This is a genomic window from Pseudomonas sp. LB3P81 (assembly GCF_054897965.1).
In genome coordinates, this window is sequence record NZ_JBUBVG010000001.1 from 2,401,958 (window position 1) to 2,427,787 (window position 25,830).

General features: G+C 59.1%; 28 protein-coding genes. 16 read left to right on the forward strand and 12 right to left on the reverse strand.

What is annotated here, in order from left to right; translation table 11 throughout:
* Window positions 1-669: 669 nt before the first annotated feature.
* From ACYZTL_RS11145 to ACYZTL_RS11160, 4 genes are all read right to left on the reverse strand, one after another.
* Window positions 670-1,581, reverse strand: a complete 912-nt coding sequence (locus ACYZTL_RS11145) for an SDR family oxidoreductase (RefSeq protein ID WP_461951836.1) — start codon at window positions 1,579-1,581, stop codon at window positions 670-672.
* A 108-nt stretch (window positions 1,582-1,689) separates the two neighbouring features.
* Window positions 1,690-2,592, reverse strand: coding sequence for an alpha/beta fold hydrolase (locus ACYZTL_RS11150; RefSeq protein ID WP_461951837.1), 903 nt, complete (start codon window positions 2,590-2,592; stop codon window positions 1,690-1,692).
* Complete coding sequence (locus ACYZTL_RS11155; protein WP_461951838.1) at window positions 2,592-3,374, reverse strand: class II aldolase/adducin family protein; 783 nt, start codon at window positions 3,372-3,374, stop codon at window positions 2,592-2,594. The genes ACYZTL_RS11150 and ACYZTL_RS11155 overlap by 1 nt, the downstream gene beginning before the upstream one ends.
* A gap of 258 nt (window positions 3,375-3,632) precedes the next feature.
* Window positions 3,633-4,088, reverse strand: a complete 456-nt coding sequence (locus ACYZTL_RS11160; protein WP_461951839.1) for a flavodoxin — start codon at window positions 4,086-4,088, stop codon at window positions 3,633-3,635.
* A 103-nt stretch (window positions 4,089-4,191) separates the two neighbouring features.
* Between ACYZTL_RS11160 and ACYZTL_RS11165 the strand changes: the two genes are divergently transcribed.
* Complete coding sequence (locus ACYZTL_RS11165) at window positions 4,192-4,668, forward strand: PAS domain-containing protein (protein ID WP_461951840.1); 477 nt, start codon at window positions 4,192-4,194, stop codon at window positions 4,666-4,668.
* 54 nt (window positions 4,669-4,722) lie between these two features.
* On the forward strand, window positions 4,723-5,328 hold the full coding sequence (locus tag ACYZTL_RS11170; protein WP_461951841.1) for a hypothetical protein: 606 nt from the start codon (window positions 4,723-4,725) through the stop codon (window positions 5,326-5,328).
* A gap of 1 nt (window position 5,329) precedes the next feature.
* On the opposite strand, the gene ACYZTL_RS11175 is transcribed toward ACYZTL_RS11170, so the two are convergent.
* Window positions 5,330-6,289, reverse strand: a complete 960-nt coding sequence (locus ACYZTL_RS11175; RefSeq protein ID WP_461951842.1) for a MerR family transcriptional regulator — start codon at window positions 6,287-6,289, stop codon at window positions 5,330-5,332.
* A gap of 212 nt (window positions 6,290-6,501) precedes the next feature.
* Here ACYZTL_RS11175 and ACYZTL_RS11180 point away from each other — a divergent pair, with 212 nt between their 5' ends.
* The 7 genes from ACYZTL_RS11180 to ACYZTL_RS11210 all read left to right on the forward strand — a co-directional run bounded on the left by ACYZTL_RS11180 (window position 6,502) and on the right by ACYZTL_RS11210 (window position 11,102).
* A complete protein-coding gene (locus tag ACYZTL_RS11180; protein ID WP_461951843.1) occupies window positions 6,502-7,071 on the forward strand; it encodes an antibiotic biosynthesis monooxygenase in 570 nt (189 codons plus the stop codon).
* 199 nt (window positions 7,072-7,270) lie between these two features.
* Window positions 7,271-7,981 carry a dihydromonapterin reductase gene (gene folM / locus ACYZTL_RS11185; protein ID WP_461951844.1) on the forward strand — a complete coding sequence of 237 codons (711 nt, stop codon included), beginning with the start codon at window positions 7,271-7,273 and terminating at the stop codon, window positions 7,979-7,981.
* Between the two features lie 21 nt (window positions 7,982-8,002).
* Window positions 8,003-8,563, forward strand: coding sequence for a GTP cyclohydrolase I FolE (gene folE, locus ACYZTL_RS11190; protein WP_461951845.1), 561 nt, complete (start codon window positions 8,003-8,005; stop codon window positions 8,561-8,563).
* Between the two features lie 2 nt (window positions 8,564-8,565).
* Window positions 8,566-8,937, forward strand: coding sequence for a dihydroneopterin triphosphate 2'-epimerase (gene folX, locus ACYZTL_RS11195; protein WP_461951846.1), 372 nt, complete (start codon window positions 8,566-8,568; stop codon window positions 8,935-8,937).
* Window positions 8,938-9,005: 68 nt separating this feature from the next.
* Complete coding sequence (locus ACYZTL_RS11200) at window positions 9,006-9,302, forward strand: DUF1244 domain-containing protein (protein ID WP_461951847.1); 297 nt, start codon at window positions 9,006-9,008, stop codon at window positions 9,300-9,302.
* Window positions 9,295-9,633, forward strand: coding sequence for a HopJ type III effector protein (locus ACYZTL_RS11205; RefSeq protein ID WP_461951848.1), 339 nt, complete (start codon window positions 9,295-9,297; stop codon window positions 9,631-9,633). Before ACYZTL_RS11200 ends, ACYZTL_RS11205 begins: the two co-directional genes overlap by 8 nt.
* A 218-nt stretch (window positions 9,634-9,851) precedes the next feature.
* Window positions 9,852-11,102 (forward strand): 2-aminoadipate transaminase, encoded by a 1,251-nt coding sequence (locus ACYZTL_RS11210; RefSeq protein WP_461951849.1) that lies wholly within the window; start codon window positions 9,852-9,854, stop codon window positions 11,100-11,102.
* Between the two features lie 265 nt (window positions 11,103-11,367).
* Here ACYZTL_RS11210 and trxB read toward each other — a convergent pair whose 3' ends face one another.
* Window positions 11,368-12,330, reverse strand: a complete 963-nt coding sequence (gene trxB / locus ACYZTL_RS11215) for a thioredoxin-disulfide reductase (RefSeq protein WP_084318134.1) — start codon at window positions 12,328-12,330, stop codon at window positions 11,368-11,370.
* Between the two features lie 315 nt (window positions 12,331-12,645).
* On the opposite strand from trxB, the gene cysZ reads away from it, so the two are divergent.
* Together cysZ and ACYZTL_RS11225 are read left to right on the forward strand one after the other, a co-directional pair.
* On the forward strand, window positions 12,646-13,398 hold the full coding sequence (gene cysZ / locus ACYZTL_RS11220; RefSeq protein ID WP_461951850.1) for a sulfate transporter CysZ: 753 nt from the start codon (window positions 12,646-12,648) through the stop codon (window positions 13,396-13,398).
* A gap of 40 nt (window positions 13,399-13,438) precedes the next feature.
* Entirely contained in the window at window positions 13,439-14,638 is a 1,200-nt protein-coding gene (locus tag ACYZTL_RS11225; RefSeq protein WP_461951851.1) for a glycosyltransferase family 4 protein, read from the forward strand.
* Between the two features lie 120 nt (window positions 14,639-14,758).
* On the opposite strand, the gene ACYZTL_RS11230 is transcribed toward ACYZTL_RS11225, so the two are convergent.
* A complete protein-coding gene (locus ACYZTL_RS11230) occupies window positions 14,759-15,862 on the reverse strand; it encodes an NADH:flavin oxidoreductase (RefSeq protein ID WP_461951852.1) in 1,104 nt (367 codons plus the stop codon).
* 238 nt (window positions 15,863-16,100) lie between these two features.
* On the opposite strand from ACYZTL_RS11230, the gene ACYZTL_RS11235 reads away from it, so the two are divergent.
* Both ACYZTL_RS11235 and ACYZTL_RS11240 read left to right on the forward strand, forming a co-directional pair.
* Window positions 16,101-16,397 carry a transposase gene (locus ACYZTL_RS11235; RefSeq protein ID WP_461951414.1) on the forward strand — a complete coding sequence of 99 codons (297 nt, stop codon included), beginning with the start codon at window positions 16,101-16,103 and terminating at the stop codon, window positions 16,395-16,397.
* A gap of 35 nt (window positions 16,398-16,432) precedes the next feature.
* Window positions 16,433-17,227 carry an IS3 family transposase gene (locus ACYZTL_RS11240; RefSeq protein WP_461950135.1) on the forward strand — a complete coding sequence of 265 codons (795 nt, stop codon included), beginning with the start codon at window positions 16,433-16,435 and terminating at the stop codon, window positions 17,225-17,227.
* A gap of 76 nt (window positions 17,228-17,303) precedes the next feature.
* On the opposite strand, the gene ACYZTL_RS11245 is transcribed toward ACYZTL_RS11240, so the two are convergent.
* Complete coding sequence (locus ACYZTL_RS11245; RefSeq protein WP_461951853.1) at window positions 17,304-17,786, reverse strand: glutathione peroxidase; 483 nt, start codon at window positions 17,784-17,786, stop codon at window positions 17,304-17,306.
* A gap of 122 nt (window positions 17,787-17,908) precedes the next feature.
* Window positions 17,909-18,394 (reverse strand): FKBP-type peptidyl-prolyl cis-trans isomerase, encoded by a 486-nt coding sequence (locus tag ACYZTL_RS11250; protein WP_007901600.1) that lies wholly within the window; start codon window positions 18,392-18,394, stop codon window positions 17,909-17,911.
* Here ACYZTL_RS11250 and ACYZTL_RS11255 point away from each other — a divergent pair.
* The 3 genes from ACYZTL_RS11255 to ACYZTL_RS11265 are packed head-to-tail and all read left to right on the forward strand — an operon-like array spanning window position 18,363 to window position 21,767.
* A complete protein-coding gene (locus tag ACYZTL_RS11255) occupies window positions 18,363-18,701 on the forward strand; it encodes a DUF3565 domain-containing protein (protein ID WP_461951854.1) in 339 nt (112 codons plus the stop codon). The genes ACYZTL_RS11250 and ACYZTL_RS11255 overlap by 32 nt on opposite strands.
* 60 nt (window positions 18,702-18,761) lie before the next feature.
* Entirely contained in the window at window positions 18,762-20,861 is a 2,100-nt protein-coding gene (pta, locus tag ACYZTL_RS11260) for a phosphate acetyltransferase (RefSeq protein WP_461951855.1), read from the forward strand.
* Window positions 20,862-21,767 carry an acyltransferase gene (locus ACYZTL_RS11265; RefSeq protein ID WP_461951856.1) on the forward strand — a complete coding sequence of 302 codons (906 nt, stop codon included), beginning with the start codon at window positions 20,862-20,864 and terminating at the stop codon, window positions 21,765-21,767.
* Window positions 21,768-21,935: 168 nt separating this feature from the next.
* On the opposite strand, the gene cysN is transcribed toward ACYZTL_RS11265, so the two are convergent.
* The 3 genes from cysN to ACYZTL_RS11280 form a co-directional block, all read right to left on the reverse strand.
* A complete protein-coding gene (cysN, locus tag ACYZTL_RS11270) occupies window positions 21,936-23,834 on the reverse strand; it encodes a sulfate adenylyltransferase subunit CysN (RefSeq protein WP_461951857.1) in 1,899 nt (632 codons plus the stop codon).
* Between the two features lie 9 nt (window positions 23,835-23,843).
* Window positions 23,844-24,761: a sulfate adenylyltransferase subunit CysD gene (cysD, locus tag ACYZTL_RS11275; protein ID WP_010463281.1), complete on the reverse strand. Its 918-nt coding sequence runs from the start codon at window positions 24,759-24,761 to the stop codon at window positions 23,844-23,846.
* Between the two features lie 253 nt (window positions 24,762-25,014).
* Window positions 25,015-25,773 (reverse strand): Nif3-like dinuclear metal center hexameric protein, encoded by a 759-nt coding sequence (locus tag ACYZTL_RS11280; RefSeq protein WP_461951858.1) that lies wholly within the window; start codon window positions 25,771-25,773, stop codon window positions 25,015-25,017.
* Window positions 25,774-25,830 lie beyond the last annotated feature (57 nt).

Below are 25,830 nucleotides of genomic sequence, written 5' to 3' on the forward strand. Positions count from 1 at the left end.
CGATAAGCGCACGAAGGAGGTATTCGTTATGTACCTCTAAAGGATGAATGGCCGCACAGGGCGAAGGTTGGCGCAGGGTATGGACGGGCTGGATAGGGAACAATCAACCGCACGCATGGCCTGCTGACGGAATCCGCGTGCACTGTTACTTATGCTGCAACAGTTCATGTCACGAATCGCTATGTTTCCCTCCGGTTCAAGCAGTTAATCTGCCCGTGCTTTCAGTCGAATGGCTAGAAAGCGCAAAGCGACAGGATGTGAGTTGTTCATCCCATCGTCATCCGATTTGAATGATTCGAAGATTTTCGACTCATTGCCCCGTGTTCACTGACGTTGATTTGTAGCTCCTGATCCAACGTCTTGCTTTGGCCGCTGCGTTTGCAGCGGCCTTTTTTATGGGCGATGGTTTTTTGAGGGATGGCAGGTCTCAGGCGAGCCCTTCCGAAAGCGATGGAATCAGAGGGTTATGCTGTTCACTTAAGAAAATCTTCAGGCGAGCAAGAAATCTGTGGCGAGGGGATTTATCCCCGTTCGACTGCGAAGCAGTCGCCAAACCGGACAATTCAGTCTGTTTAGCCGGACGCTGGGGCCGCTTCGCGACCCAACGGGGATAAATCCCCTCGCCACAAATTGTGCGTGCCCGCGCTTAAGTGAACAGCGTTAATGGAATCAGAGGGCGTATTTCTGCAAATTCGCCATCATTTCCTTCAATGCTTCAATATTGTCCTTCGGATGCGCCGCCCCTTCGAAATCACAAATCTGCTGCCAGTGCGCCGCCACATCTTCCGGTGAAAATCCGACTCGCGGATCAAACCCTACACCCAGGCTGCGCTCCCAACGCACCTTGCCCATCCAGCCGCCACCGACTTCAAACAGCCCGGAAGTTTCCTGGCAGTTCTCGCTGGCGAGGTACACCACCAGCGGGCTGACCAGTTCCGGTTTGAGTTGTTCGAAGACTTGCGGCGGGATCAGGCCTTCGGTCATGCGGGTGCCGCCGGTGGGGGCGATGGCGTTGACCAGGATGTTGTTTTTGCGGCCTTCGATGGCCAGCGTGCGGGTCAGACCGTAGAGGCCGAGTTTGGCCATGCCGTAGTTGGACTGACCGAAGTTGCCGTAGATGCCCGAGGTCGACGCCGTGAAAATCACACGACCATAGTTTTGCTCGCGCAGGTGCGGCCACGCGGCGCGGGTGACTTTGTAGGCGCCTTCGACGTGGACGCGGTAAACCAGGTCCCAATCGGCGTCGTCCATTTTGTGGAAGGTCTTGTCCCGCAGGATTCCGGCGTTGTTGACCACCACGTCGACACGGCCGAAGGCGTCGAGGGCGTGTTGCACCAGTTTGTCGCCATCGGTGACGGAGTCATGGTTGGCCTCGGCAGTGCCGCCGGCCTCGCGAATTTCAGCCACGACCCGGGCGGCTGCAGAAGCGTTTGCGCCTTCGCCTTGAGCCGAGCCGCCGAGATCGTTGACCAGCACCCTGGCGCCCTGCTTCGCAAACAACAGCGCATGGGCGCGCCCTAGGCCGCCACCGGCCCCCGTGACGATCACGACTTTATCTTCGAAGCGCACAGGCTCATTCATTGGGGGACTCCAGGCCAAGGGACAATGAGTCCGAGTGTCAGGCAAGGCGTTGCTGGTCACAATGAATACCGGTGAAGCTGAATGGTGCTCGATAAGGCTGGGGGATAATCAGGAACAGGCCGCCTTCCGCGGCGGCAAAATCAGCCGGTCGCGAAACGCCAGATAATGTTTCAGCACCTGCGCTGGCGCTTCCGTCTGCGGGTAGTGGCCAATGCCGCGCAACAGCACCGTATCCGGTTCAGGGATCAACTTCCTATAGCGCTCGACCATGTGCGCACCGGAGATCGGATCGGCCGCGCCATCAATCACCCGCAGCGGCACATCACCGCGCTGCATCGCGCTGACCCAACGTTCGCGCTGGACGCGTCGCTCGGGAATGTAGGCAATCAGTTTGTGCAGGATCCGCGGCCCGTGATTGCTGTCCACCAGGCTCCAGAAGTCATCCATCTCACTCTCGGTAGGACGGCTCTGTGGCCCGAAGATCCGCCGGAAACTCTTCACCAGCGCAGCCCGGGAAAAGGCCCGGCCGATCATCCAGCCCAGCGGGCTGAGCAACAGTTTCTGCATCAGTACCGGGCGATGGGTTTCCGGAAACAGGCCGCCATTGAGGAACACGCAACTGGCCAGATGAATGCTCGACTCGTAATGCCGGGCCAGCAGTTCCTGAGCCACGCTGTCGCCATAATCGTGGGCCAGTACGTGCACCGGTTGTTCGACATCCAAATGCGCCAGCAATGCCTGTTGCAGATCGGCTTGCTCCAGCAGGCTGTATTCGTGGTGCACCGGTTTGGCGGAATCACCGAAGCCGAGCATGTCGCAGGCGATCAACCGATAGCGCTGGGCCAGCGGCTGCCACAGGTAATGCCAGTCCCAACTCGCCGTCGGAAAGCCATGGATCAGCAACAGCGGCTCACCCTGCCCCGCCGTCCAGTAACGAATGGTCTGGCCACGGAATACGAACGTCTGGCCGCGTTTGCGCCAGACACACAGGGGGATCTCGGCGAGAGGCATCAGAGTTTGTATCCCGCGTCTTGTTGATCGAGTTTGCGCAGCAACGCCGGCCAGGCCAGCGCGCCGCCCATCCCTTGAGCGCTTTTGGTGATGCCGGCGATCATCGCCTTGGCGCCCGCCAGAACCTGCGGTTCGATGGCGATCAGTTCCGCGCCGCCGTTCTGCGCCATCACCTGGATGTCGCAGGTACGCTGGAAGGTGAACATCATCAGGAACGTGTCGGCGATGGTGCCGCCACAGGTCAGCAGACCGTGGTTATGCAGCATCAGGAAATTGTTTTCACCGAGGTCGGCTTGCAGCCGCGCCTTTTCTTCATGGTTCAGCGCAACGCCTTCGTAGGCGTGGTAGGCCAGGCTGGACAGGACGAACAATGACTGCTGGCTGATCGGCAGAATGCCTTGCTTCTGCGCCGACACCGCAACGCCCGACGACGTGTGGGTATGCAGCACGCAAACCACATCGTGACGCACTTCATGCACGGCGCTGTGGATGGTGTACCCCGCCGGGTTGATCTCGTAAGGACTGTCCATCAGCTTGTTGCCGGCCTGATCGACCTTCACCAGACTCGACGCCGTGATCTCGTGAAACATCAGCCCGAACGGGTTGATCAGGAAGTCTTCGGTGCCGGGCACCTTGGCGGAAATGTGGGTGAAAATCAGATCATCCCAGCCATGCAGGGCGACCAGGCGATAACAGGCAGCCAGATCGACACGGGCCTGCCACTCGGCGGCGCTGACCTGGTCTTTGACACTGTGGGGCGATTGGAGGGGGGCTACGCTCACGTCAAGGAACCTCGCTTCTTATTATGGAGTGTATCCAATGACTACCGAGTCTAGTCAGCCCTCGAGGTTCGTGTAGTTGCATTGGCAGCCAGCTTGATGGCCTAGCGAGTCAGTGCGCAACCCAGCCTGGATCCAAGTCAAAGTACCGACGCCAGCTACGGCGCAGCACCCCTGCTCAACAGCCCCGTCAGAACCTTGATCCACCTCGGCACCGAACCTTCCTCACCCGTCAAAAGCCGCGTATGCACGAACGGCCAGTCAGCCCCGCAGGGCCGTGACCAGTTCCGCCAGCCAGGGCTCGGCATCGGTTTCCGGCGTGACGCTTTCGCTGGCGTCCAGGCGCAGCATCGGCAGTACCTCGTGGATGCCCAGTTCGCCGAACAGCTCACGCATCAGCTCGCCGCCACCGCAGAACGTGTCGCCGTAGCTCGCATCGCCCAGGCCGATCACGGCGCCCGGCAAACCACGCCAGGCCGCCGGCAACTGATCGCGAATGGAAAAATACAATGGCTGCAGGTTGTCCGGCAGTTCACCCATGCCGGTGGTCGAGGTCACCGCCAGAAAGGCTTCGGGGCCGAAGGCCTGAACATCGGCGAGGCTCGCACGCGGGTTGTGAAAGGTGTCGAATCCCGCAGTTTTCAAAATGTTCGCAGCGTGGCGGGCGACTTCTTCAGCCGTGCCGTACACCGAGCCGGAAAGTATGGCGACTTTCATCAATCTGATCCTGAAGCTGAGTAAAAGACTGGGATATTAACAGCAGAGACCTCATTGTTCTTTTAGAATGCAGAACGTCAATCAATCGGGAAGGGATTCTTCAATGATCAACGCGCAGCTGCTGCAAATGGTGATTAATGCGTCCAACGACGGCATCGTGATCGCCGAAAAGGAAGGCGAGCAAGACAACATTCTGATTTACGTCAACCCGGCGTTCGAACGTCTGACCGGATACACCAGCGAAGAAATCCTCTACCAGGATTGCCGCTTTCTGCAGTCAGGTGACCGCGATCAGGAAGCACTGCCGTTGATTCGCGAGGCGTTGGACAGCGGCGGGTCCTGTCGGGAAGTCCTGCGTAATTACCGCAAGGACGGCACCCCATTCTGGAATGAGCTGTCGCTTTCGACGGTGAAAAACCCCAGCGACGGTCAGACCTATTTTGTCGGCGTACAAAAAGACGTGACTGTTCAGGTCAAGGCGCAGCAGCGGGTTACACAGCTTGAGGCGCAAGTGGCCGAGCTTCAAAAAGAGCTTGCCGAACTAAAAGCGACGAACGGCGAAAACCAAATCAAGAATTGATTGTCATTAACTAGAATCACCGGTGGCTTTGTAACTTTTTTTTTCGAGCAGATTATGCAACGCGACGCACTCCTGACCCAGGATGAGCTGGATTTCATCCAGACCATGCAACACAACCCGCAACTCAATGTGCGGGATGCAACGTCGAGCCTGCTCGTCAACGGTGGTTCGCAAATCCGTGACTTGCTCACGCGCCTTGCCGCACATGAGCAAGTCACCATCCAGGCCAATTTCGAAAATCAGCAAATGACCTTCCCGCTGCATCTGGTGGAAGACGAATTTCATGCGCTGCATTTACGCCTCGGCGTTCCCAGCATCTATGAGGACGGGCCGATGGTCCGGCCATGGCGCCTGGTACTCGAAGAGCCAGTCGCCCTGGAAAATGCCAGTGGCCAGCCTGGTACGATGTGGGTGCACGAGGTGTCGTTCAAAGGCGTCCTGCTGGAAGTTCGCAACAAGACCAAACCGCCCAAACATTTCGCCTTGTGGTTCAGCCCTTCAGGCTATGAACGGATCGCGATGCGCGGCACCTTCGAGAAGGAAACCGACAGCGGTTTCTACGCGTATCAGTTGAGTCAGAGCGACACCGACGAAACCGAGCGCCTGCGCCAGTACATCCTTCAGCAGCACCGGCTGACGCATCCCGCCCTGCACCTCTGACTCAGGTATCCAGATTGCCTGCCAGGAACTGCTTCAGGCGCTGACGCATCACCACTCCCTCGCTCCCCAGACATCCAATGGACGATCCGGTCAGGCTCTCCTGCGCCAGATCGGACGCATCACCGGCCAGCATCAACTGGCAATCCAGGCTCATGGCCAGTCGATTCAAACGCCGCGATAGTTCAGGGGCGGGTGCATGACTGGACACCAGCACCAATGCCTGTGGCTTGATTCTTTCGCAAACCAGGGTCAATTCGTCGAAGGGATGACCGATCGCCAGCAATTGAATAGCCGAATCGACACTGCTCAGAAACAGCGCCGTGAGTAGCACTTCAAGCTCACGACATTGATCGTTCAGGGCACAGACAATCACACGACGCGGCTGCATGACACGCATCAGCAGCAGGCGCTGCAACACACGAGAACGCAGAAAGCCATCCAGGAAAAGCCACTCGCTTGTCTGACCGAACCCTTCATGGCGTTGCAGCAATTGCTGCCAGAGCGGAATCAGAATGTCCTGGAACACCACCGTCAGGGGGTAACTGGAAAAGATCTGTCCATAGACCTGCTCCAGCTGGACCTCATCAAATGCGCTGACGGCTGCTTTGACCTGTTCCTGCCACTGCCCGTAGTCAGCTTGCACCAGTTCATTGGGGATGAGGTGCGACAGCGCCTGCAGCGGCGCGGTCCTGGCCAGGATCTTGCCGACCTTGCTGACGGCAACGCCGCGGTCGATCCAGCCAAGGATACTGAAGACCCGCTCGATATCGGCCATCGCATACAACCGATGCCCGCTTTCGGTGCGCGTAGGCTGGATCAAACCATAACGGCGCTCCCATGCCCGTAGCGTGACCGGGTTGACGCCTGTCAGCCGAGACACCTCGCGAATCGGAAACAGCTCTTCCCGTTCAAGAGGAACAGCGGTCTGAGCACCAGCGACATCGTCAGTCAAGACAGGCATTGGGCAGTCAAAGTCCGTACATTAAATTGGATCCCATTCTAACTCTCTTGCCCCATCATCATTCAAGGCCTGGATGAGCAACGATTGTCAGGGGCATAACCTGTAGAATCCGGAATAATCCTTGCTTGTTCCGAGACGCAGCCCACCACCCCGGTGCTGCGCCTGGCGAACCTCCTACCCGGAGGCTCGCGATTGTCATATGGAGATACAAAATGTCTACCTCACCCGTCACGCTGATGGTTGCGCGCCGCGTCACCGATGGGCGTTATCAAGACCTGATGGCCTGGTTGCGCGAAGGCGAACAACTGGCCACCGACTTCCAGGGTTATCTCGGCTCAGGCGTGCTCGCCCCGCCGCCCGACGACGACGAATTCCAGATTATTTTCCGTTTCGCCAACGAGCAGACCATGCACGCCTGGGAGCATTCCGCCTCTCGTACTGCCTGGCTTGCACGCGGCAGCGACCTGTTTGCGCATAAGACGGAACATCGCGTGAGCGGCATCGAAGGCTGGTTCGGCGCTGCCGGCCAACGTCCGCCACGCTGGAAACAGGCCGTGGCGATCTGGCTGGCGTTCTTTCCGGTGTCGTTGCTGTTCAACTTTGTGCTGGGGCCGCTGCTCGGCGAAATGAGCCTGCTGCCTCGGGTGTTGATCAGCACGCTGTGCCTGACGCCGTTGATGGTTTACTTCTTTATTCCATTGTCGACCCGGGTGCTGGCAGGCTGGCTGCAAAGCACGCCGACGCGGCGATTGCCATCCGAGCCCACCACTCAAAACCACTGATAACCCCCTGTGGAAGCGAGCTTGTGTGGCGAGGGAGCTTGCTCGCGCTGGGCTGTGTAGCGGCCCCTTTGTGAGTGCTGCGCACTCAAGCGGGAGCAAGCTCCCTCGCCACACAGGCTCGCACAGAGGTTGCCGCACCAATAGGTAGACCGCTCCCGTCGCTGGTATAGTTTTGCTCTTACCGCGACGCGAGCCGTTCATGACTTCTTCATCCGCCCCGATCCTCATTACCGGTGCCGGCCAGCGTGTCGGCCTGCACTGCGCGCAGCGTCTGCTCGAAGACGGCCATGCCGTGATCTTCAGCTATCGCACTGAACGCCCCGGCGTACAGGCGTTGCGTGACCTGGGCGCGACGGCGGTATTCGCGGACCTTTCCACCGAAGCCGGAATTTTCGCCTTCATCAGCGAACTGAAAACCCACGCCGACAGCCTGCGCGCGATCATCCACAACGCCTCCGAATGGCTGACCGAAACGCCGGACACCGACGCCGCAGCCTTCACCCGCCTGTTCAGCGTGCACATGCTGGCGCCCTACCTGATCAACCTGCATTGCGCCGACTTGCTGCAACGCTCGAGCCCGGCCGACATCGTGCACATCAGCGATGATGTCACCCGCAAGGGCAGCAGCAAGCACATCGGCTACTGCGCCAGCAAAGCCGGGCTCGACAGTCTCACCCTGTCCTTTGCCGCGAAGTTCGCACCGGACATCAAGGTCAACGGTATCGCTCCGGCCCTGCTACTGTTCAATCCCGATGACGACGCGGCCTACCGCACCAAGGTCCTGGCCAAGTCTGCGCTGGGCATCGAACCCGGCAGCGAAGTGATCTACCAGAGCCTGCGCTATTTGCTCGACAACCCTTATGTCACCGGCACGACCCTGACCGTCAACGGCGGACGGCACCTCAAATAGATTGGCCCGCGAGGATGTTCCATGACGTTATCCCTGTCCCAGAGCTATCGCGAGATCCTCATCGGTCTCGGTGAAAATCCCGACCGCGAAGGCCTGCTCGATACACCGGTGCGCGCGGCCAAAGCCATGCAGTACCTGTGTCACGGTTATGAACAGAGTGTCGAAGAAATCGTCAACGGCGCGTTGTTCGCCTCCGACAACGATGAAATGATCATTGTCGACAACATCGAGCTGTACTCGCTCTGTGAACATCACCTGTTGCCCTTCATCGGCAAGGCGCATGTGGCTTATATTCCAACGGGTAAAGTGCTGGGCCTGTCGAAGATTGCTCGGTTGGTGGACATGTTCGCCCGTCGCCTGCAAATCCAGGAAAATCTCACCCGGCAAATCGCCGACGCGGTGCAACAGGTGACCGGTGCCGCGGGTGTCGCGGTGGTCATTGAAGCCCGACACATGTGCATGATGATGCGCGGCGTCGAGAAACAGAATTCGACCATGAACACCTCGGTGATGCTCGGCGCCTTCCGCGAGTCGAGCAACACCCGCCAGGAGTTTCTGCAATTGATTGGACGGAGCAAGTAGCAATGCCACAACTTCAACCAGGAATGGCACGTATCCGGGTCAAGGACCTGTGCCTGCGGACGTTCATCGGGATCAACGAGGATGAAATCCTCAACAAGCAGGATGTGCTGATCAACCTGACCATTCTGTACGCCGCTCAGGAGGCGGTGCGTGACAACGACATCGATCACGCGCTGAATTACCGGACCATCACCAAGGCGATCATTGCTCACGTGGAGGGCAATCGTTTTGCCCTGCTTGAGCGCCTGACCCAGGAAATTCTTGATCTGGTCATGACCAACGCGTCGGTGCTGTATGCCGAGGTCGAAGTCGACAAACCCCATGCCCTGCGTTTCGCCGAGTCGGTGTCGATCACCCTCGCCGCGAGCCGCTGAGCGCGTCTGGCGCATCGTGCGTCAGGCTTTTATCATCTCGCGCACGACTTAAAAGCACAGAGCCCATCATGACTGACCAACAACGCCTCGAACTTGAAGCCGCCGCCTTCCGCCGGTTGGTCGCGCATCTGGACAGCCGCAAGGATGTACAGAACATCGACCTGATGAACCTCTCGGGTTTCTGCCGCAATTGCCTGTCCAAGTGGTACAAGGCCGCGGCCGACGAACGCCAGATCGAGGTCAGCCTCGATGACGCCCGCGAAATGGTCTACGGCATGCCGTACGCCGAGTGGAAAGCCCAATACCAGCAAGAAGCCAGCGCCGAACAACTAGCGGCGTTCGCCAAAGGAAAACCCAATGAGTGATTTGAACACCCTGCGCGCCAGCCTCCAGAGCGGCGAACACGTTTTTGCCGACACCCTGGCGTTCATCGCCGCGGGTTACGACTACCAGCCACAGGCTTTCAATAACGGCGGCGTGGAAAACGCCGCCGGGCAGAACGAAGGTTCGTGCAAGACCTTGGGTCTGGCGCTGCTGGAAGGTTTGAGCGATGAAGAAGCACTGCTGGCGTTTGGCGAGCACTACCGTTCTGTCGTGGCCACGCCTGAAGGCAGCGATCACGGCAATATCCGTGCGTTGATTGCGCATGGATTGGCCGGTGTGAAGTTCTCGCAGCAACCGCTGAGACGCCGCTGATTTAAGGTCAACATCAAAAGATCGCAGGCTTCGCCAGCTCCTACAGGTGAGCGCCGATCCATGTAGGAGCTGGCAAAGCCTGCGATCTTTTGATCTTCGCTGTTTCTACACCACATCCCGACTTTTAAGATTGACCCGGCAACTTTATTTCGTTTGCCGGACACCGCTGCTCGCGGCTTAGATAAAAAGAAGCCTCCCTTCTTCAGAGTCGGTCATCCATGAGCAGCGAAACCATCAGCCGGTCGATCAACATCGTTCATCCCGTCACGCTCAGCCACGGCAAAAATGCCGAGGTCTGGGACATCGATGGCAAACGCTACATCGACTTTGTCGGCGGCATCGGCGTGTTGAACCTCGGCCATTGCCACCCGCGCATCGTCGAGGCCATTCGCGAACAAGCCACCCGGCTGACGCACTACGCGTTCAACGCGGCTCCGCACATGCCTTACCTCGACCTCATGGATCGCCTGGCCGCGTTCATTCCGGTGGATTACCCGGTCAGCGGCATGCTCACCAACAGCGGCGCGGAAGCGGCGGAAAACGCTTTGAAGATCGTCCGGGGCGCGACTGGTCGCACAGTCGTCATCGCCTTCGACGGCGCCTTTCACGGACGCACACTCGCCACGCTCAACCTGAACGGCAAAGTCGCACCCTACAAACAGAAAGTCGGTGTGCTGCCCGGGCCGGTGTATCACCTGCCCTTCCCCAGCAAAGACAACGGCGTGACCTGCGCCGAAGCGCTGAAGGCAATGGATCGATTGTTCAGTGTCGAAATCGATGTCGAAGACGTGGCGTGTTTTATCGTCGAACCGGTGCAGGGCGAAGCTGGTTTCCTGGCGATGGACGTCGAGTTCGCCCAAGCGTTGCGACGCTTGGGCGATGAAAAAAACATCCTGTTGATCGCCGATGAAATCCAGTCCGGTTTCGGCCGCACCGGCCAGCGCTTTGCGTTTTCACGCCTGGGCATCGAGCCGGACCTGATCCTGCTCGGCAAAAGCATCGCAGGCGGTGTGCCGCTGGGTGCGGTGGTCGGGCGCAAAGCGCTGCTCGACACCTTGCCCAAGGGCGGACTCGGCGGCACTTACTCGGGCAATCCCATTGCCTGCGCCGCTGCGTTGGCGACGCTCGACGAAATGACCGACGCCAACCTGCATGCCTGGGGCTCGCAGCAGGAAGAAGCGATCGTCAGCCGTTACGAAGCCTGGCGCGCGAACAAGATTTCACCCTTTCTCGGACGCCTGACCGGCGTTGGTGCAATGCGCGGCATCGAACTGGCCCATGCTGACGGCACACCGGCCCCGACGCAGTTGACGCAACTGCTGGCTCTGGCGCGTGACGCGGGTTTGCTGCTGATGCCCAGCGGCAAGTCGCGCCACATTATCCGGCTGCTGGCGCCACTGACCACTGAAGCGACTGTGTTGGAGGAAGGGCTGGACATCCTTGAGGCGTGCCTCGCGAAGTTGAATTGACAGCAAACAGCGGGCGGGTGGCCGCCAATGCGATCACTCAATCGTTGAAGGTCATGGATTTCGTTCAGGAGCGACTGAAGGGCTGATGAACGCCTGAGTACCTGTGGGAGCGGGCTTGCTCGCGAAGGCGGTGAGTCAGGCACTCAATATGTCGACTGGCACACCGGCTTCGCGAGCAAGCCCGCTCCCACATTTGCCTTGCAGTGTCAGTGAAATCGTGGACACAAAAAAACCGGCCGAAGCCGGTTTTTTCATTTCAACAGAATCAGAACGAAGCGTTCTGCAGTCCATCGAGGTAACGCTCGGTGTCCAGTGCCGCCATGCAGCCAGCGCCGGCGGAGGTGATCGCTTGACGGTAAACGTGGTCAGCCACATCACCGGCAGCAAAGATACCTTCGACGTTGGTCGCAGTCGCATTGCCTTCACGACCGCCGTGCACCACCAGGTAGCCGTCTTTCAACGTCAGCTGACCTTCGAACAACGAGGTGTTCGGGGTGTGGCCGATGGCGATGAACACGCCGTCGACTTTCAGCTCGTCGAAGCTGCCGTCGTTGTTTTTCAGGCGGGCACCGGTCACGCCCATGTTGTCGCCCAGGACTTCGTCCAGGTTCGAATTCAGTTTCAGGATGATCTTGCCTTCGGCCACGCGGGCATTGAGCTTGTCGATCAGGATCTTCTCGGCGCGGAAGGTTTCGCGACGGTGGATCAGGGTCACCGTGCTGGCGATGTTGGCCAGGTACAGCGCTTCTTCCACGGCAGTGTTACCGCCACCGACCACGGCCACTGGCTTGTTGCGATAAAAGAAACCGTCGCAGGTGGCGCAGGCCGAAACGCCTTTGCCCATGAACGCTTCTTCCGACGGCAGGCCCAGGTAACGCGCGCTGGCGCCGGTGGCGATGATCAGGGCGTCGCAGGTGTAGGTCGCGCTGTCGCCGGTCAGGGTGTAAGGCTTGGCAGCGAAGTCCACGGCATTGATGTGATCGAAAACGATCTCGGTTTCAAAGCGCTCGGCGTGCTCTTTCATGCGCTCCATCAACGCCGGGCCGGTCAGGCCATGGACATCGCCCGGCCAGTTGTCGACTTCGGTGGTGGTAGTCAGTTGACCGCCGGCTTGCATGCCGGTGATCAACAGTGGCTTGAGGTTGGCACGGGCGGCATAGACCGCGGCGCTGTAACCGGCAGGGCCGGAACCGAGAATAATCACTCGCGAATGACGGACTTCAGACATGACCTGCTCCTGTTGACCGGCCCGAAACACCTGGCGCGGAACGCCGGGTTGCCGGCGGGAATAAAAAAGGACTGTTGAAAGCACTTGGGGAAGGCTTGAACTCGACAGTCCTGTAAAAAGAATGGGTGCAGCGTATCGAGGGGGCGAAGATTAAGGAAATACGGTTTAACAATCCAGCTCATAGGCGGTCTCTATCCTGTTGCAGCTTATATATAGGCGCCTTTGTTACAGTTGATGTCGATGCTGCGACCGCGCTTTCGCCCGTAAGGCAAAGCCGGTAAGGTCGGCGCGTTTCCCCTCTGCTCGGAGCACGATATGCCCGCCCCTGTTCTGTCCGGCCCGCAATACCTGCGCGAAGGCCTTAAGCTCGTCCTGAGCCCCAGCCTGCGTTTGTTCGTGTTGTTGCCGCTGGCAATCAATCTGGTGCTGTTCGTCGGATTGATCTATCTGGCCGGCCATCAATTCAGCCTGTGGGTCGATACGCTGATGCCGTCCCTGCCCGACTGGCTGAGTTTTCTCAGCTACGTGCTCTGGCCGATTTTCGTGGTGCTGGTGGTGCTGATGGTGTTCTTCACCTTCACCATGCTCGCCAACGTCATCGCCGCGCCGTTCAACGGCTTCCTCGCGGAGAAAGTCGAAGTGGTGGTGCGCGGCACCGATGACTTCCCGGCCTTCAGCTGGGGCGAACTGATCGCCATGATCCCGCGCACCCTGGCTCGGGAAATGCGCAAGCTCGGTTACTTCCTGCCGCGGGCGATCGGGTTGTTCGTCCTCTCGTTCATCCCCGTGGCGAACATCATCGCCGCACCGCTGTGGCTGCTGTTCGGGGTGTGGATGATGGCGATCCAGTACATCGACTACCCGGCGGACAACCACAAGCTCGGCTGGAACGAGATGCTTGCCTGGCTGCGCGAGAAGCGCTGGCAGAGCATGAGTTTTGGCGGGAGTGTTTATCTGGTGTTGCTGATTCCGGTGGTCAACATTCTGATGATGCCGGCGGCTGTGGCGGGGGCGACGTTGTTTTGGGTGCGTGAGCGCGGGGCGGAGAATCTGGTGACCCAACGCTGAGCCGGTCACAAATCCATCATCAAAACAACACACTGACGACATGGCCTCAGCCGATACTGAGGTCATGACGACAGCTCTGCATATCACCCTGATCACCGAAACCTTCCCTCCCGAAATCAACGGTGTGGCCAATACCCTTGGCCGCTTGTGCGACGGTTTGCGCGCGCGCGGGCATCAGGTGGAACTGGTGCGGCCACGGCAGGGTTGCGATCAGCAACTGGGCAGCGACGATGAATTGCTGCTGTGCCGGGGCTGGCCGCTGCCGGGGTATCCGGGATTGCAATGGGGTCAGTCGTCGATGCACAAACTGCTGCGGCGCTGGAAGCGCCAGCGCCCGGACGTGCTGTACATCGCCACGGAAGGACCGCTGGGTTTGTCTGCGTTGCGCGCGGCACGGCGTCTGGGGATTTCGGTGGTCAGCGGCTTTCATACCAATTTCCAGCAGTACTCCAACCAGTACGGGCTCGGCTTGCTCACTCGCCTGCTGACCCATTATCTGCGCTGGTTTCACAATCGCTCGACCCTGACCCTGGTGCCGAGTGTCAGCCAGCGTCTGGAACTGGAACGCCGGCAATTCGAACGCCTGGCATTACTGTCCCGAGGGGTCGACAGTCAGTTGTTTCACCCGATCAAACGCCTGCCATCGCTGCGCGAGCAATGGGGCCTGGCGGAGAAGGACATTGCACTGATTCACGTAGGACGTCTGGCGCCGGAGAAAAATATTGGCTTGCTCAAGCGCTGTTTCGACACGCTGACAGCGACTTATCCACAGCGAAAAATAAAACTGATCATCGTCGGCGACGGCCCGCAACGAGCGTCGCTGGAGCAGGAACTGCCCGAGGCGATTTTCTGCGGTTCACAACGCGGCGAAGCCTTGGCCAGCCACTATGCGTCCGGGGACGTGTTTCTGTTTCCGAGCATGACCGAAACCTTCGGCAATGTGGTGCTTGAGGCATTGGCCTCGGGGCTGGGTGTTGTGGCTTACGATCAGGCGGCGGCAGCGCAGCATATCCGCCACGGCTACAACGGCGTGCTGGCGATGCCGGGGGATGAAGAGGCCTTCAGCGATGCGGCGGCGTGGTTGCTGGATGAGCGCGAAACCTTGCGTTGCATAAGGCTCAATGCGCGTCAGCATGCGAGTCGTCAGGGATGGGCGGCGATTATCGAGCAGTTTGAGGGGCAGTTGCGGGGGGCTTGTGTTGGGGAGCAGGTGGTTCCTGGTGCAGCGACCTTACCCTGAATTTTTGGTGACTTTGAGTCAGTCTTCGCGAGCAAGCCCGCTCCCACATTGGTTTTGCGTCGTACACAAATCCATTGTGGGAGCGGGCTTGCTCGCGAAGGGGGTCCTTCTAGGCGCCGCTTAAACCAAGGTCATCAACGCCTCACGGCTGAACGGCAAGATCTCTTCTTCACGACCGTCACGCACCTTCTGCGCCCAGTCCGGATCTACCAGCAGCGCACGACCCACCGCCACCAGATCAAACTCATCATTGTTCAAACGCTCCAGCAGTTTTTCCAGGCTGGCCGGCTGCGCGATCTTGTCGGTGTTGACCATGAACTGGAGGAACTCGCCATCCAGGCCGACGCTGCCCACGGTGATGGTCGGCTTGCCGGTCAGTTTGCGTGTCCAGCCAGCCAGGTTCAGTTCGGACCCGTCGAACTCCGGCTCCCAGAAACGGCGCGTCGAGCAATGGAAAATGTCCACGCCGGCGTCGGACAACGGCTTGAGGAACTCACCCAACGCTTCCGGGGTTTGCACCAGACGCGCGGTGTAATCCTGCTGCTTCCACTGGGAGAAACGGAAGATGATCGGGAAACCTTCACCGACCGCCGCACGCACCGCCTGAATCAGCTCGATGGCGAAGCGCGAACGGTTGGCCAGGCTGCCGCCGTATTCGTCGGTGCGCTGGTTACTGCCTTCCCAGAAGAACTGGTCCACGAGATAACCATGAGCACCGTGGATTTCCACGCCGTCCATGCCGATGCTTTGCGCGTCTTTGGCGGCTTGAGCGAACGCGGCAATCACGTCCTGGATATCCTGCTGGGTCATGCCGTGAACCACGACCTGACCATCCTTCAATTTTTCCGACGGACCGTAACCCGGCACGCTCGCGTCCGGCTCGGTGCCGATGCGACGCACGCTGCCGACATGCCACAGCTGCGGAACGATCTTGCCGCCTTCGGCGTGCACCGCGTCGACGACTTTCTTCCAGCCGGCCAATGCGGCTTCACCGTAGAAATGCGGAACATTCGGATAGCCGTTGGAGGCGATGTGTCCAACGGTGGTGCCCTCGGTGATGATCAAGCCAACACCGGCGGCGGCACGGCGACGGTAGTACTCGATCACTTTGGAATTGGGTACGCCACCCGGCGAGAATGAGCGGGTCATCGGGGCCATGACGACGCGGGTCGGCAGTTCAAGGGTGCCGAGGTGGAACGGTTTGAACAGGGCTTTGACAGGCATGGGGGCGCTCCACGAAAACGATATCGACGGGATGGAATTTTATGACGGCGATAATATGCGCAGTGTCGAGCGATGCACAGCACTATTGATCTGGGTGATTAAGAGTCAAAAGGCAGAAGCAAAAAGATCGCAGCCTCCGGCAGCTCCTACGCAGGAATGTGAACACCTGTAGGAGCTGCCGTGTGGTGGTCGAACGTTTTTGGACCATGATGTAGGAGCGTCGATTTAAGGAAGCATCATGGGATATCGGGTTGTTACCTCTGAGGAAAAAGCGGAAGCCATTCGCTTGGTTGTGGAGATGAATTACTCCATACCTAAAGCCTGTGAGGCTACAGGTGTGGGGCCAACAGCGTTACGCCGCTGGGTTTCACGCTGGCGCCGGGAGCAGGAAGGAATTGTGCAAGCTCCTCGCCTACAGGATCAGGAGCTGATTGAGTCGCTCCAGGCGAAACTGGCGCTACTTGAAGCCGAGAACCAAGTGCTAAAAAAGCAATTGCCCTCTCATCTAAAGGTTCTGTTCGGTCGAACCAAGTGATTGATGGCATCAGAGGGGCAATGTCGATTCGGCGTATGTGTGTCTTGTTCGGCTTGGCCCGCAGCAGCTATTACGTGAAACGTAAAGCCGTGCGGCAGCGACCAGTTTTGGGAGATCTGGGGAGTAAACTTCGTGCGTTGCATAAGCAGCATCGAGAAGCATTGGGTACTCGCGGGCTATCCAAGGAGTTGAGGAAAGAGGGAGTTTTTATAGGGCGTTATCGAATGCGTACCTTGATCAAGACCTTTGACCTACAGCGGCGCAGGCCACGTTATGCGCACTATCGCCGGGCCACGAAGCCAGCTGTCGTTGCACCGAACATACTTGATCGTCGTTTCAATCCAGCCCGGTCAGACACGCTTTGGGCAGGTGATATCACCTACATCAGAGTGGGACATGGCTGGCTGTACCTGGCAGTGGTGATGGACCTGTTTTCGCGCAGGATTGTGGGATGGGCTTGCTCACGAACAGCGGATGCCGAGCTGTCTATGAAGGCGCTGAAGCTTGCGGTAGCACTACGCCGTCCGATGCCTGAACTGCTATTTCACTCTGATCAGGGCTGCCAATACACCGCCGATCGCTTTGTTGAGTGCTTGGCAGAAAACCGGATCGTTCAGAGCATGAGTCGTCGAGGTAACTGCTGGGATAACGCAGTAGTCGAGCGCTACTTCAGGACGTTGAAGCACGATTGGATGCCGGAAAACGGATACCAGAATCATTTCGAAGCGGAGAAGGATGTGATGGATTTCATCTCGCACTACAACCATCGCCGTTGCCACTCAGCCTCGAACAACTTGCCGCCTGCGCTGTTTGAGCAGCAGGCGGCTTAATGCTCCTACGGAGTGGTGCAAAAAAACTGAACCACTACACCGGAGGCTGCGATCTTTTGATTTTGATTGCGGAATATCAGCTCAACGCTTTTTCAATCGCCTGGATGACAGAAGGATCATCCGGTGCCGTACGCGGCGAGAACCGCGCCAGTACGCGACCATCTTTACCCAGCAGGAATTTCTCGAAGTTCCAGGTAATGTCGCCCGGAAATTCCGCACCCTCGCCTGCCAGCAGGCGGTACAGCTGATGACGATCATGGCCGTTGACTTCCAGCTTGCTGGACAACGGAAAGGTCACGCCATAGTTGAGGCTGCAGAACTCCTGGATCTCTTTCTCGGTGCCCGGTTCCTGCCCGGCAAACTGGTTGCACGGCAGGCCCAGCACGCTGAAGCCTTTGCCTTTGTATTGTTGGTGGAGGTTTTCCAGCGCCGCGTACTGTGGGGTCAAGCCACATTTTGAGGCAACGTTGACCACCAGCACGACGTTCCCCTTGAAGGGCGCCAGCGGAAGATCCTGACCATCAAGGGCTGTCAGTTTAAGGTCGTGAAAAGCACTCATGACGTACTCCAAATTCCCGTGTTCTTCTCGAATCAGCCTCTTGGCGATGCCACCAAAGACAGCCGCAGACTAAAAAGGCGCCCTCGGGCGCCTCTCCAGTTCTCTGAGCTTAGCGCAGAAAATCAGTGGTGATGGCCACCTTCGCCATGGACGTGACCATGAGCGATTTCTTCCTGGCTGGCATCACGGATGTCGATGATCTTGACCTGGAAATTCAGGCGCTGACCGGCCAACGGGTGGTTGCCGTCGACGGTGACATCGTCGCCGTCCAGATCGCGAATGGTGACGATCTGCATCTGGCCGTCCGGAGCGGAAGCGTGGAACTGCATGCCCACTTCCAGTTCGTCGACGCCTTCGAACATGCTGCGGCTCAGGGTGCTGACCAGTTCGGCAGCGTACTCGCCGTAAGCGTCTTCAGGTTCAACGGCTACGGTCAGCTCGTCGCCGACTGCTTTGCCTTCCAGAGCCTTTTCCAGGCCCGGGATGATGTTGCCTGCACCTTGCAGGTAGACCAGCGGCGCGCCGCCGGCGGAGCTGTCGATGACCTCACCAGCGTCGTTGGTCAGGGTATAGTCGATGGAGACAGCCTTATTGGCGGCGATCAGCATGGGGCGAGACCTTTTGCATAAGAATTTAGAAAGGCCAAGTTTAGCGAAGCAATCGTCCGAAAGCGAACACAACCCGGACAGACGGATCACGGTGAAAGGCTCGACGGTCACCGGTTTCCATCAGGACGAGGACGGGCATTGGGTGGCAGAGCTGTCCTGTGGCCACACGCAACACCTGCGCCACCAGCCGCCGTGGCAATCCCGCGCCTGGGTTATGGACCCACTGCTGCGTAATGAAAAAATAGGCCAGCCCTTTGAATGTGGTTGGTGCGCACAAGGCTCGGTTAGCGATAACCTTGGCGACTGAATTTCGGTAGATCGTCAAACATAGATGATCGCCTTTGCCATGCACCTCCAGAGAATCCGCATGCAAACTTTTTTTATCGCGCCCACCGATTTTGGTGTGGGTCTGACCTCCATCAGTCTCGGGCTGGTGCGCACCCTCGAGCGGGCCGGCCTCAAAGTCGGTTTTTTCAAACCGATCGCCCAGCCTCATCCGGGTGACACCGGGCCTGAACGCTCCACCGAACTGGTGGCCCGCACCCACGGTTTGAAACCGCCTCAGCCATTGGGCCTGGCGCATGTCGAGCGCATGCTCGGCGACGGCCAGCTCGACGAACTGCTCGAAGAAATCATCACGCTCTATCAGCAAGCGGCCATCGGCAAGGACGTGCTGATTGTCGAAGGCATGGTCCCGACCCGCAGCGCCAGTTACGCCGCGCGGGTCAATCTGCACCTCGCCAAGAGTCTCGACGCCGATGTGATTCTGGTCTCCGCGCCGGAAAACGAAGTGCTGACCGAACTCTCCGGCCGCGTGGAATTGCAGGCGCAATTGTTTGGCGGTCCGAAAGACCCAAAAGTCCTCGGCGTGATCCTCAACAAGGTCAAGACCGACGAAAGCATGGACGCCTTCGCCTCGCGCCTGAAGGAGCATTCGCCCTTGCTGCGCAGCGGTGATTTCCGCCTGCTCGGGTGCATCCCGTTCCAGCCGGAACTGAACGCGCCGCGCACCCGCGACGTGGCTGATCTGATGGGCGCGCAAATCCTCAATGCCGGCGACTACGAAACCCGGCGCATGAGCAAAATCATCATCTGCGCCCGCACCATGCGCAACACCGTGGAGCTGCTCAAGCCCGGCGTGCTGGTGGTGACGCCAGGCGACCGCGACGACATCATCCTCGCCGTCAGCCTCGCGGCCATGAACGGCGTTCCGCTGGCCGGCCTGCTGCTGACCAGCGACACCCTGCCCGACCCGCGCATCATGGACCTGTGCCGTGGCGCGTTGCAGGCCGGTTTGCCGGTGTTGTCGGTGAGCACTGGTTCCTACGACACCGCCAACCAGTTGAACGGCCTGAACAAGGAAATCCCGATCGACGACCGCGAGCGTGCGGAGATCATCACCGACTTCGTCGCCAGTCACCTCGACGCCAACTGGCTGCACCAGCGCTGTGGCACGCCACGGGAAATGCGCCTGTCGCCGGCGGTGTTCCGCTACCAGTTGATCCAGCGCGCCCAGGCCGCCAACAAACGTATCGTCTTGCCCGAAGGCAGCGAGCCGCTGACCGTGCAAGCGGCGGCGATCTGTCAAGCGCGCGGCATTGCCCGCTGCGTGTTGCTGGCGAAACCGGAAGACGTCGAAGCCGTCGCTCGCGCGCACGATATCGAGCTGCCGCCAGGACTGGAGATTCTCGACCCGGACCTGATTCGTGAACGCTACGTCGAACCGATGGTTGCCCTGCGCAAGACCAAAAGCCTCAACGCGCCGATGGCCGAGCAACAACTGGAAGACACCGTGGTGATCGGCACGATGATGCTGGCGCTGGATGAAGTCGACGGCCTCGTGTCCGGCGTCATTCACTCCACCGCCAATACCATCCGCCCGGCCCTGCAACTGATCAAGACCGCGCCGGGGTGCACCTTGGTGTCGTCGGTATTCTTCATGCTGTTTCCCGAAGAAGTGCTGGTCTACGGCGACTGCGTGATGAACCCGCATCCGAGCGCCAGCGAACTGGCCGAGATCGCCCTGCAAAGCGCCGACTCGGCAGCGGCATTCGGCATTACACCGCGCGTGGCGATGATCAGTTACTCCAGCGGCGAATCGGCCAGCGGCGAAGAAGTCGAGAAGGTTCGCGAAGCGACGTTGCTCGCTCATGAACAACAGAACTCGCTGTTGATCGACGGCCCGTTGCAGTACGACGCCGCCGCCAACGAAACCGTCGCCCGGCAACTGGCGCCGAACAGTCAGGTGGCCGGTCGCGCCACGGTGTTCGTGTTCCCTGACCTGAATACCGGCAACACCACGCACAAGGCCGTGCAGCGCAGTGCCGACTGCGTCAGCCTCGGGCCGATGCTGCAAGGCCTGCGCAAACCGGTGAACGACCTGCCGCGCGGCGCGCAAGTCGATGACATCGTCTACACCATCGCGTTGACCGCGATTCAAGCTGCCAACCGACCTTTGGATGTTTAAATGCTGGATTTCCTGCCTGCCGCCGTGCGCGGTGTAATTGCATCGTTGTTGCTGGCACTGAACACGATTCTGCTGTGCTCGTTTCTGTTCTGCGTGGCGATTTTCAAGGTGTTGCCGTTCGCCCTCACCCAGCGCTTCACGCGCTGGCTGATGAGCCATACCCATGAGGCCTGGATCAGCAACAACAAGGCCTGGATGAATCTGGTCTGTCGCACCCGCTGGCACCTCAGCGGTCTCGAAGGGTTGGACTATCAGCACTCGTACCTGATCACCAGCAACCATCAGAGCTGGGTCGACATCATGGTGTTGCAGTACGTGCTCAACCGACGCATCCAGCCGCTGAAGTTTTTTCTCAAGCAAGAGCTGATCTGGGTGCCGGTGATTGGTCTGGCGTGGTGGACGCTGGGCTTTCCGTTCATGAAGCGTTACTCCAAGGCTTACCTGGAAAAGCACCCGGAGAAGAAAGGCAAAGATCTGGAAACCACCCGCAAGACCTGCGCGAAGTTTCGCAATAACCCGGTGGGGATCTTTAATTTCGTCGAAGGCACGCGCTTCACCGAAGGCAAGCATGCCCAGCAGAAATCACCGTTCAAGTATTTGCTCAAGCCCAAGGCCGGTGGTATTGCGTTTGTGCTGGATGCGATGGGTGAGCAACTGGAGTCGATCGTCAACGTGACGATTCACTATCCGGGCGGGCGTCCGGGGTATTGGGATCTGTTGTGCGGGAATGTGAAAGATGTGGTGGTGCATTTTCAGGAGCTGAAGATTCCGCCGCAGTTTATCGGCAAGAATTACGACCAGGATGGGGAGTATCGATTGCAGTTTCAGGGGTGGATCAATCAGATGTGGGAAGACAAGGATGCGCTGCTTGCGCAGATGCATCGCGAGTATCCAGGCAAACGTTGATCCCCTGTGGGAGCGGGCTTGCTCGCGAAAGCGGACTGACATTCAACATTGATGTCGACTTACCCACCGCTTTCGCGAGCAAGCCCGCTCCCACATTTGGAAATCACCAGACACAAAAAAACCCGCCGATAATCACTCATCGGCGGGTTTTTTATGAGCGGCTAACGCTTAGATCGCGCCACGCTTGCGCAGCAGATCCAGCACTTGCTTGACGCTTTCTTCCAGCGACAGCGACTGGGTGTCGACCACCAGGTCGGCGTCCAGCGGCACGTCATACGGGAAGGAATCGCCCGGGATATTATCCTCGGCCGCCGCGTACAGACCTTGCGGATCACGCTCGGCACAGACCGTCGGCGAGGCCTGGACGTAGACCGTCAGCAGACGCTCCTTGCCGATCAAATCCCTGGCCTGTTCACGACCTTCGGCACTTGGCGCAACAAAGGCGGCCAGCGTCAGCAAACCAGCTTCGTTGAACTGACGCGCAACGTGCGCCGCACGACGCCAGTTCTCGGTACGCCCGGCGCGATCCTGTGGCAGACCTTTGTTCAGGTCATGACGCAGGTTCTGGCCATCGAGAACAAACACTGCACGGCCCAGGTCGAACAGCTTGCGTTCAACCGCATAAGCCAGTGTGCTTTTGCCCGCGCCCGACAAGCCGCTGAACAACACGGTGGCCGGTTGCTGGCCGAAGCGCTGAGCGCGTTCTTCGGTGGCAACGTGCGCCAGTTTGCCGTGGTGCGTGCTGCTGCCATGGCTCAACGGCTGAGCGATGATCATGCCGGCGGCGACGGTGCCGTTGGTCAAACGGTCGATGACGATGAACGAACCGGTGGTGCGGTTGCTCGCGTAACCGTCCAGCGCGATCGCGGCGTCGAGGCTGACCTTGACCCGACCGATCTCGTTCAGTTGCAGCGCACTGGCCGGACCTTCTTCCAAGGTGTTCACGTCAACACGGTTGACGATGCTGGTGATCGAACCCGGCACGTAACTCGTGGCGCGCTTGATGTCATATTTCTTGCCCGGCAGCATCGGCTCTTCGGCCATCCACACCAGCATGGCGTCGAAGGCGTCAGTCACTTGCGGCTGGTTGTCGGCGTGCACCAGCAAGTCACCGCGAGAGATGTCGATTTCGTCTTCCATGGTCAGCGTTACCGCTTGACCAGGACCGGCATGCTCCAGTTCACCTTCGAAGGTGACGATGGATTTCACGCGGCTGCTCTTGCCCGACGGCAGCACAACGACTTCATCGCCCTTGTGCACGACGCCGCTGGCCAGGGTGCCGGCAAAACCACGGAAGTTCAGGTTCGGACGGTTGACGTACTGCACCGGGAAACGCAGGTCGGTGTAGTTGCGGTCGCTGGCGATCTCGACGGTTTCCAGAATTTCCATCAACGACTGACCGGTGTACCACGGCGAGCGCTCGGACTTGTTCACCACGTTGTCGCCCTTGAGCGCCGACATCGGCACGAAGGCCATGGTGGTCGGCTTGAACGCGATGCCTTCGGCGAACTTCAGGTAATCGGCCTTGATCGACTCGAAAACGGTTTCGTCGAAACCGTTGAGGTCCATCTTGTTGATGGCGACCACGATGTGTTTGATGCCGAGCAACGAGGCGATGAAGCTGTGGCGACGGGTCTGGGTCTGTACGCCGTAGCGGGCGTCGACGAGGATGATCGCCAGGTCACAGGTGGATGCACCGGTGGCCATATTGCGGGTGTACTGCTCATGGCCGGGGGTGTCGGCGATGATGAATTTGCGCTTGGCGGTGGAGAAATAGCGGTACGCGACATCAATGGTGATGCCCTGCTCACGCTCGGCCTGCAGGCCGTCGACCAGCAACGCCAGGTCGATGTCTTCGCCGGTGGTGCCGACTTTTTTCGAGTCGCGGGTAATGGCTTCCAGGTGATCTTCGTAGATCATCTTGGAGTCGTGCAGCAGGCGCCCGATCAGGGTGCTCTTGCCGTCGTCGACGTTGCCACAGGTCAGAAAGCGCAGCATTTCCTTGCGTTCGTGCTGGCCCAGGTAGGCGAGGATGTCCTCGCTGATCAAATCAGATGCGTGCGACATGACAACCCCTTAGAAATAACCCTGACGTTTCTTTTCTTCCATCGAGCCTGCGCCATCGTGATCGATGACCCGGCCCTGGCGTTCGGAAGTTCGCGTCAGGAGCATTTCCTGAATGATGTCGGTCAGGCTGGTGGCCTCGGACTCGACCGCACCGGTCAACGGGTAGTCACCCAGTGTGCGGAAACGGACTTTCTTCTTGACGATGCGCGCCTTGTCTTCATCGCTCAGGTGATTGAGCAGGCGTTCGTCGTCGATCATGATCCAGGTGCCATTCATCTCGATGACGTCGCGCTCGGCGGCGAAATACAGCGGCACGATCGGGATGCCTTCGAGGTAGATGTATTGCCAGATGTCCAGTTCGGTCCAGTTCGACAACGGGAAAACGCGGATCGACTCACCCTTGTTGACGTTGCCGTTGTAGACGTTCCACAGCTCTGGACGCTGGTTTTTCGGGTCCCAGCGGTGCTTGGTGTCGCGGAAGGAATACACGCGCTCTTTGGCACGGGATTTCTCTTCGTCGCGACGAGCGCCACCGAAAGCGGCGTCGAAGCCGTACTTGTCGAGGGCCTGCTTGAGGCCTTCGGTTTTCATGATGTCGGTGTGCTTGGCGCTGCCGTGGGTCAGCGGGTTGATGCCCTGCGCGACGCCATCGGGGTTCACGTGCACCAGCAGGTCAAGGCCGAGTTCTTCGACCATGCGGTCGCGGAACGCGTACATTTCCTTGAACTTCCACCGGGTGTCGACGTGCATTACCGGGAACGGCAGTTTGCCCGGGAAGAATGCCTTGCGCGCAAGGTGCAGCATCACGGCGGAGTCTTTACCGACGGAGTACAGCATCACCGGGTTATCGAACTCGGCGGCGACCTCGCGGATGATGTGGATGCTTTCGGCCTCCAGCTGTTTCAGATGCGTCAGTTTGTCGACCATGGCTACTCACGAAAACGATCTTATGGACGGCCAGCGGGCCGTGTTCGAGCGGGGAATCCTAGCACAGCGACCTCTTCTAATCAGGACGCAGGCTAGATCGAAAGGGCATATGAATATACCCCCTCGTTTGGGCCACACCGATCTATGTGGGAGCGGGCTTGCTCGCGAATGCAGTGTGTCAGCCGCCATCAATGTTGAATGTTAAATCGCTTTCGCGAGCAAGCCCGCTCCCACATTTTGATCCGCGGTGATATCAAATCGGGTTGGGGCAATCGATGAAGATGTGCTCCAGCGCAAACCTCCGCGCCAGGTAATCGCCCAACGCCTGCACACCGTAGCGCTCGGTAGCGTGGTGACCGGCAGCGATGAAGCTGATGTCGTTTTCCCGGGCGCTGTGGAAGGTCTGCTCGGACGCTTCACCACTGAGGTACAGATCGACCCCGGCCAGTACGGCCTGGTCGATGTAACCCTGGCCGCCACCGGTGCACCAGCCGACCCGGCGGATCATCTCGCTGCCTTCGATCAGCAACGGCTCGCGGCCCATGACTTCCCGCACGCGGCGGGCGAAATCACGCGGTGTCATCGGTTCGTTCAGAGAGCCCACCAGACCGACAATTTTAAGGTTGTCCGGATCGAGCGGGCCTTCGACGGTGATGTCCAGCTGGCGCGCGAGCTGCACGTTGTTGCCGACGTCCGGGTGCAGATCCAGCGGCAAATGGTAGGACAGCAGGCTGATGTCGTGCTTGAGCAGGGTTTTCAACCTGCGCTGCTTCATGCCGGTGATGCACGGGTTCTCGCCCTTCCAGAAATAACCGTGGTGCACCAGCACCAGATCGGCCTGGGCTTCGACCGCAGCGTCCAGCAATGCCTGACTGGCGGTGACGCCGCTGACGATGCGCATCACCTGCGGTCGACCTTCGACCTGTAACCCGTTGGGGCAATAATCGGCAATCTTGGCACTGTTCAGATAACGGTCGGCTTCTTCGACCAGGGTGCTCAGGGCGACGGCCATAAAAGACTCCTAAATATCCCGTTCAGAGGCGCGCGCGGCCTCGTATAATGCGCGACA

What these genes read in the sequence shown, in the direction of transcription:
- ACYZTL_RS11250 (WP_007901600.1), bottom strand. Translation starts at nt 18,394, where the DNA reads ATGCTGATCGCCGCCAATAAGGCTGTCTCCATCGACTATACCCTGACC.
- folX (WP_461951846.1), top strand. Translation starts at nt 8,566, where the DNA reads ATGCCACAACTTCAACCAGGAATGGCACGTATCCGGGTCAAGGACCTG.
- ACYZTL_RS11230 (WP_461951852.1), bottom strand. Translation starts at nt 15,862, where the DNA reads ATGCCTGTCAAAGCCCTGTTCAAACCGTTCCACCTCGGCACCCTTGAA.
- folM (WP_461951844.1), top strand. Translation starts at nt 7,271, where the DNA reads ATGACTTCTTCATCCGCCCCGATCCTCATTACCGGTGCCGGCCAGCGT.
- ACYZTL_RS11210 (WP_461951849.1), top strand. Translation starts at nt 9,852, where the DNA reads ATGAGCAGCGAAACCATCAGCCGGTCGATCAACATCGTTCATCCCGTC.
- ACYZTL_RS11145 (WP_461951836.1), bottom strand. Translation starts at nt 1,581, where the DNA reads ATGAATGAGCCTGTGCGCTTCGAAGATAAAGTCGTGATCGTCACGGGG.
- ACYZTL_RS11180 (WP_461951843.1), top strand. Translation starts at nt 6,502, where the DNA reads ATGTCTACCTCACCCGTCACGCTGATGGTTGCGCGCCGCGTCACCGAT.
- ACYZTL_RS11265 (WP_461951856.1), top strand. Translation starts at nt 20,862, where the DNA reads ATGCTGGATTTCCTGCCTGCCGCCGTGCGCGGTGTAATTGCATCGTTG.
- ACYZTL_RS11225 (WP_461951851.1), top strand. Translation starts at nt 13,439, where the DNA reads ATGGCCTCAGCCGATACTGAGGTCATGACGACAGCTCTGCATATCACC.
- ACYZTL_RS11255 (WP_461951854.1), top strand. Translation starts at nt 18,363, where the DNA reads ATGGAGACAGCCTTATTGGCGGCGATCAGCATGGGGCGAGACCTTTTG.
- cysN (WP_461951857.1), bottom strand. Translation starts at nt 23,834, where the DNA reads ATGTCGCACGCATCTGATTTGATCAGCGAGGACATCCTCGCCTACCTG.
- cysZ (WP_461951850.1), top strand. Translation starts at nt 12,646, where the DNA reads ATGCCCGCCCCTGTTCTGTCCGGCCCGCAATACCTGCGCGAAGGCCTT.
- cysD (WP_010463281.1), bottom strand. Translation starts at nt 24,761, where the DNA reads ATGGTCGACAAACTGACGCATCTGAAACAGCTGGAGGCCGAAAGCATC.
- ACYZTL_RS11175 (WP_461951842.1), bottom strand. Translation starts at nt 6,289, where the DNA reads ATGCCTGTCTTGACTGACGATGTCGCTGGTGCTCAGACCGCTGTTCCT.
- ACYZTL_RS11170 (WP_461951841.1), top strand. Translation starts at nt 4,723, where the DNA reads ATGCAACGCGACGCACTCCTGACCCAGGATGAGCTGGATTTCATCCAG.
- ACYZTL_RS11150 (WP_461951837.1), bottom strand. Translation starts at nt 2,592, where the DNA reads ATGCCTCTCGCCGAGATCCCCCTGTGTGTCTGGCGCAAACGCGGCCAG.
- ACYZTL_RS11160 (WP_461951839.1), bottom strand. Translation starts at nt 4,088, where the DNA reads ATGAAAGTCGCCATACTTTCCGGCTCGGTGTACGGCACGGCTGAAGAA.
- ACYZTL_RS11240 (WP_461950135.1), top strand. Translation starts at nt 16,433, where the DNA reads ATGTGTGTCTTGTTCGGCTTGGCCCGCAGCAGCTATTACGTGAAACGT.
- ACYZTL_RS11280 (WP_461951858.1), bottom strand. Translation starts at nt 25,773, where the DNA reads ATGGCCGTCGCCCTGAGCACCCTGGTCGAAGAAGCCGACCGTTATCTG.
- ACYZTL_RS11205 (WP_461951848.1), top strand. Translation starts at nt 9,295, where the DNA reads ATGAGTGATTTGAACACCCTGCGCGCCAGCCTCCAGAGCGGCGAACAC.
- ACYZTL_RS11200 (WP_461951847.1), top strand. Translation starts at nt 9,006, where the DNA reads ATGACTGACCAACAACGCCTCGAACTTGAAGCCGCCGCCTTCCGCCGG.
- folE (WP_461951845.1), top strand. Translation starts at nt 8,003, where the DNA reads ATGACGTTATCCCTGTCCCAGAGCTATCGCGAGATCCTCATCGGTCTC.
- pta (WP_461951855.1), top strand. Translation starts at nt 18,762, where the DNA reads ATGCAAACTTTTTTTATCGCGCCCACCGATTTTGGTGTGGGTCTGACC.
- trxB (WP_084318134.1), bottom strand. Translation starts at nt 12,330, where the DNA reads ATGTCTGAAGTCCGTCATTCGCGAGTGATTATTCTCGGTTCCGGCCCT.
- ACYZTL_RS11235 (WP_461951414.1), top strand. Translation starts at nt 16,101, where the DNA reads ATGGGATATCGGGTTGTTACCTCTGAGGAAAAAGCGGAAGCCATTCGC.
- ACYZTL_RS11165 (WP_461951840.1), top strand. Translation starts at nt 4,192, where the DNA reads ATGATCAACGCGCAGCTGCTGCAAATGGTGATTAATGCGTCCAACGAC.
- ACYZTL_RS11245 (WP_461951853.1), bottom strand. Translation starts at nt 17,786, where the DNA reads ATGAGTGCTTTTCACGACCTTAAACTGACAGCCCTTGATGGTCAGGAT.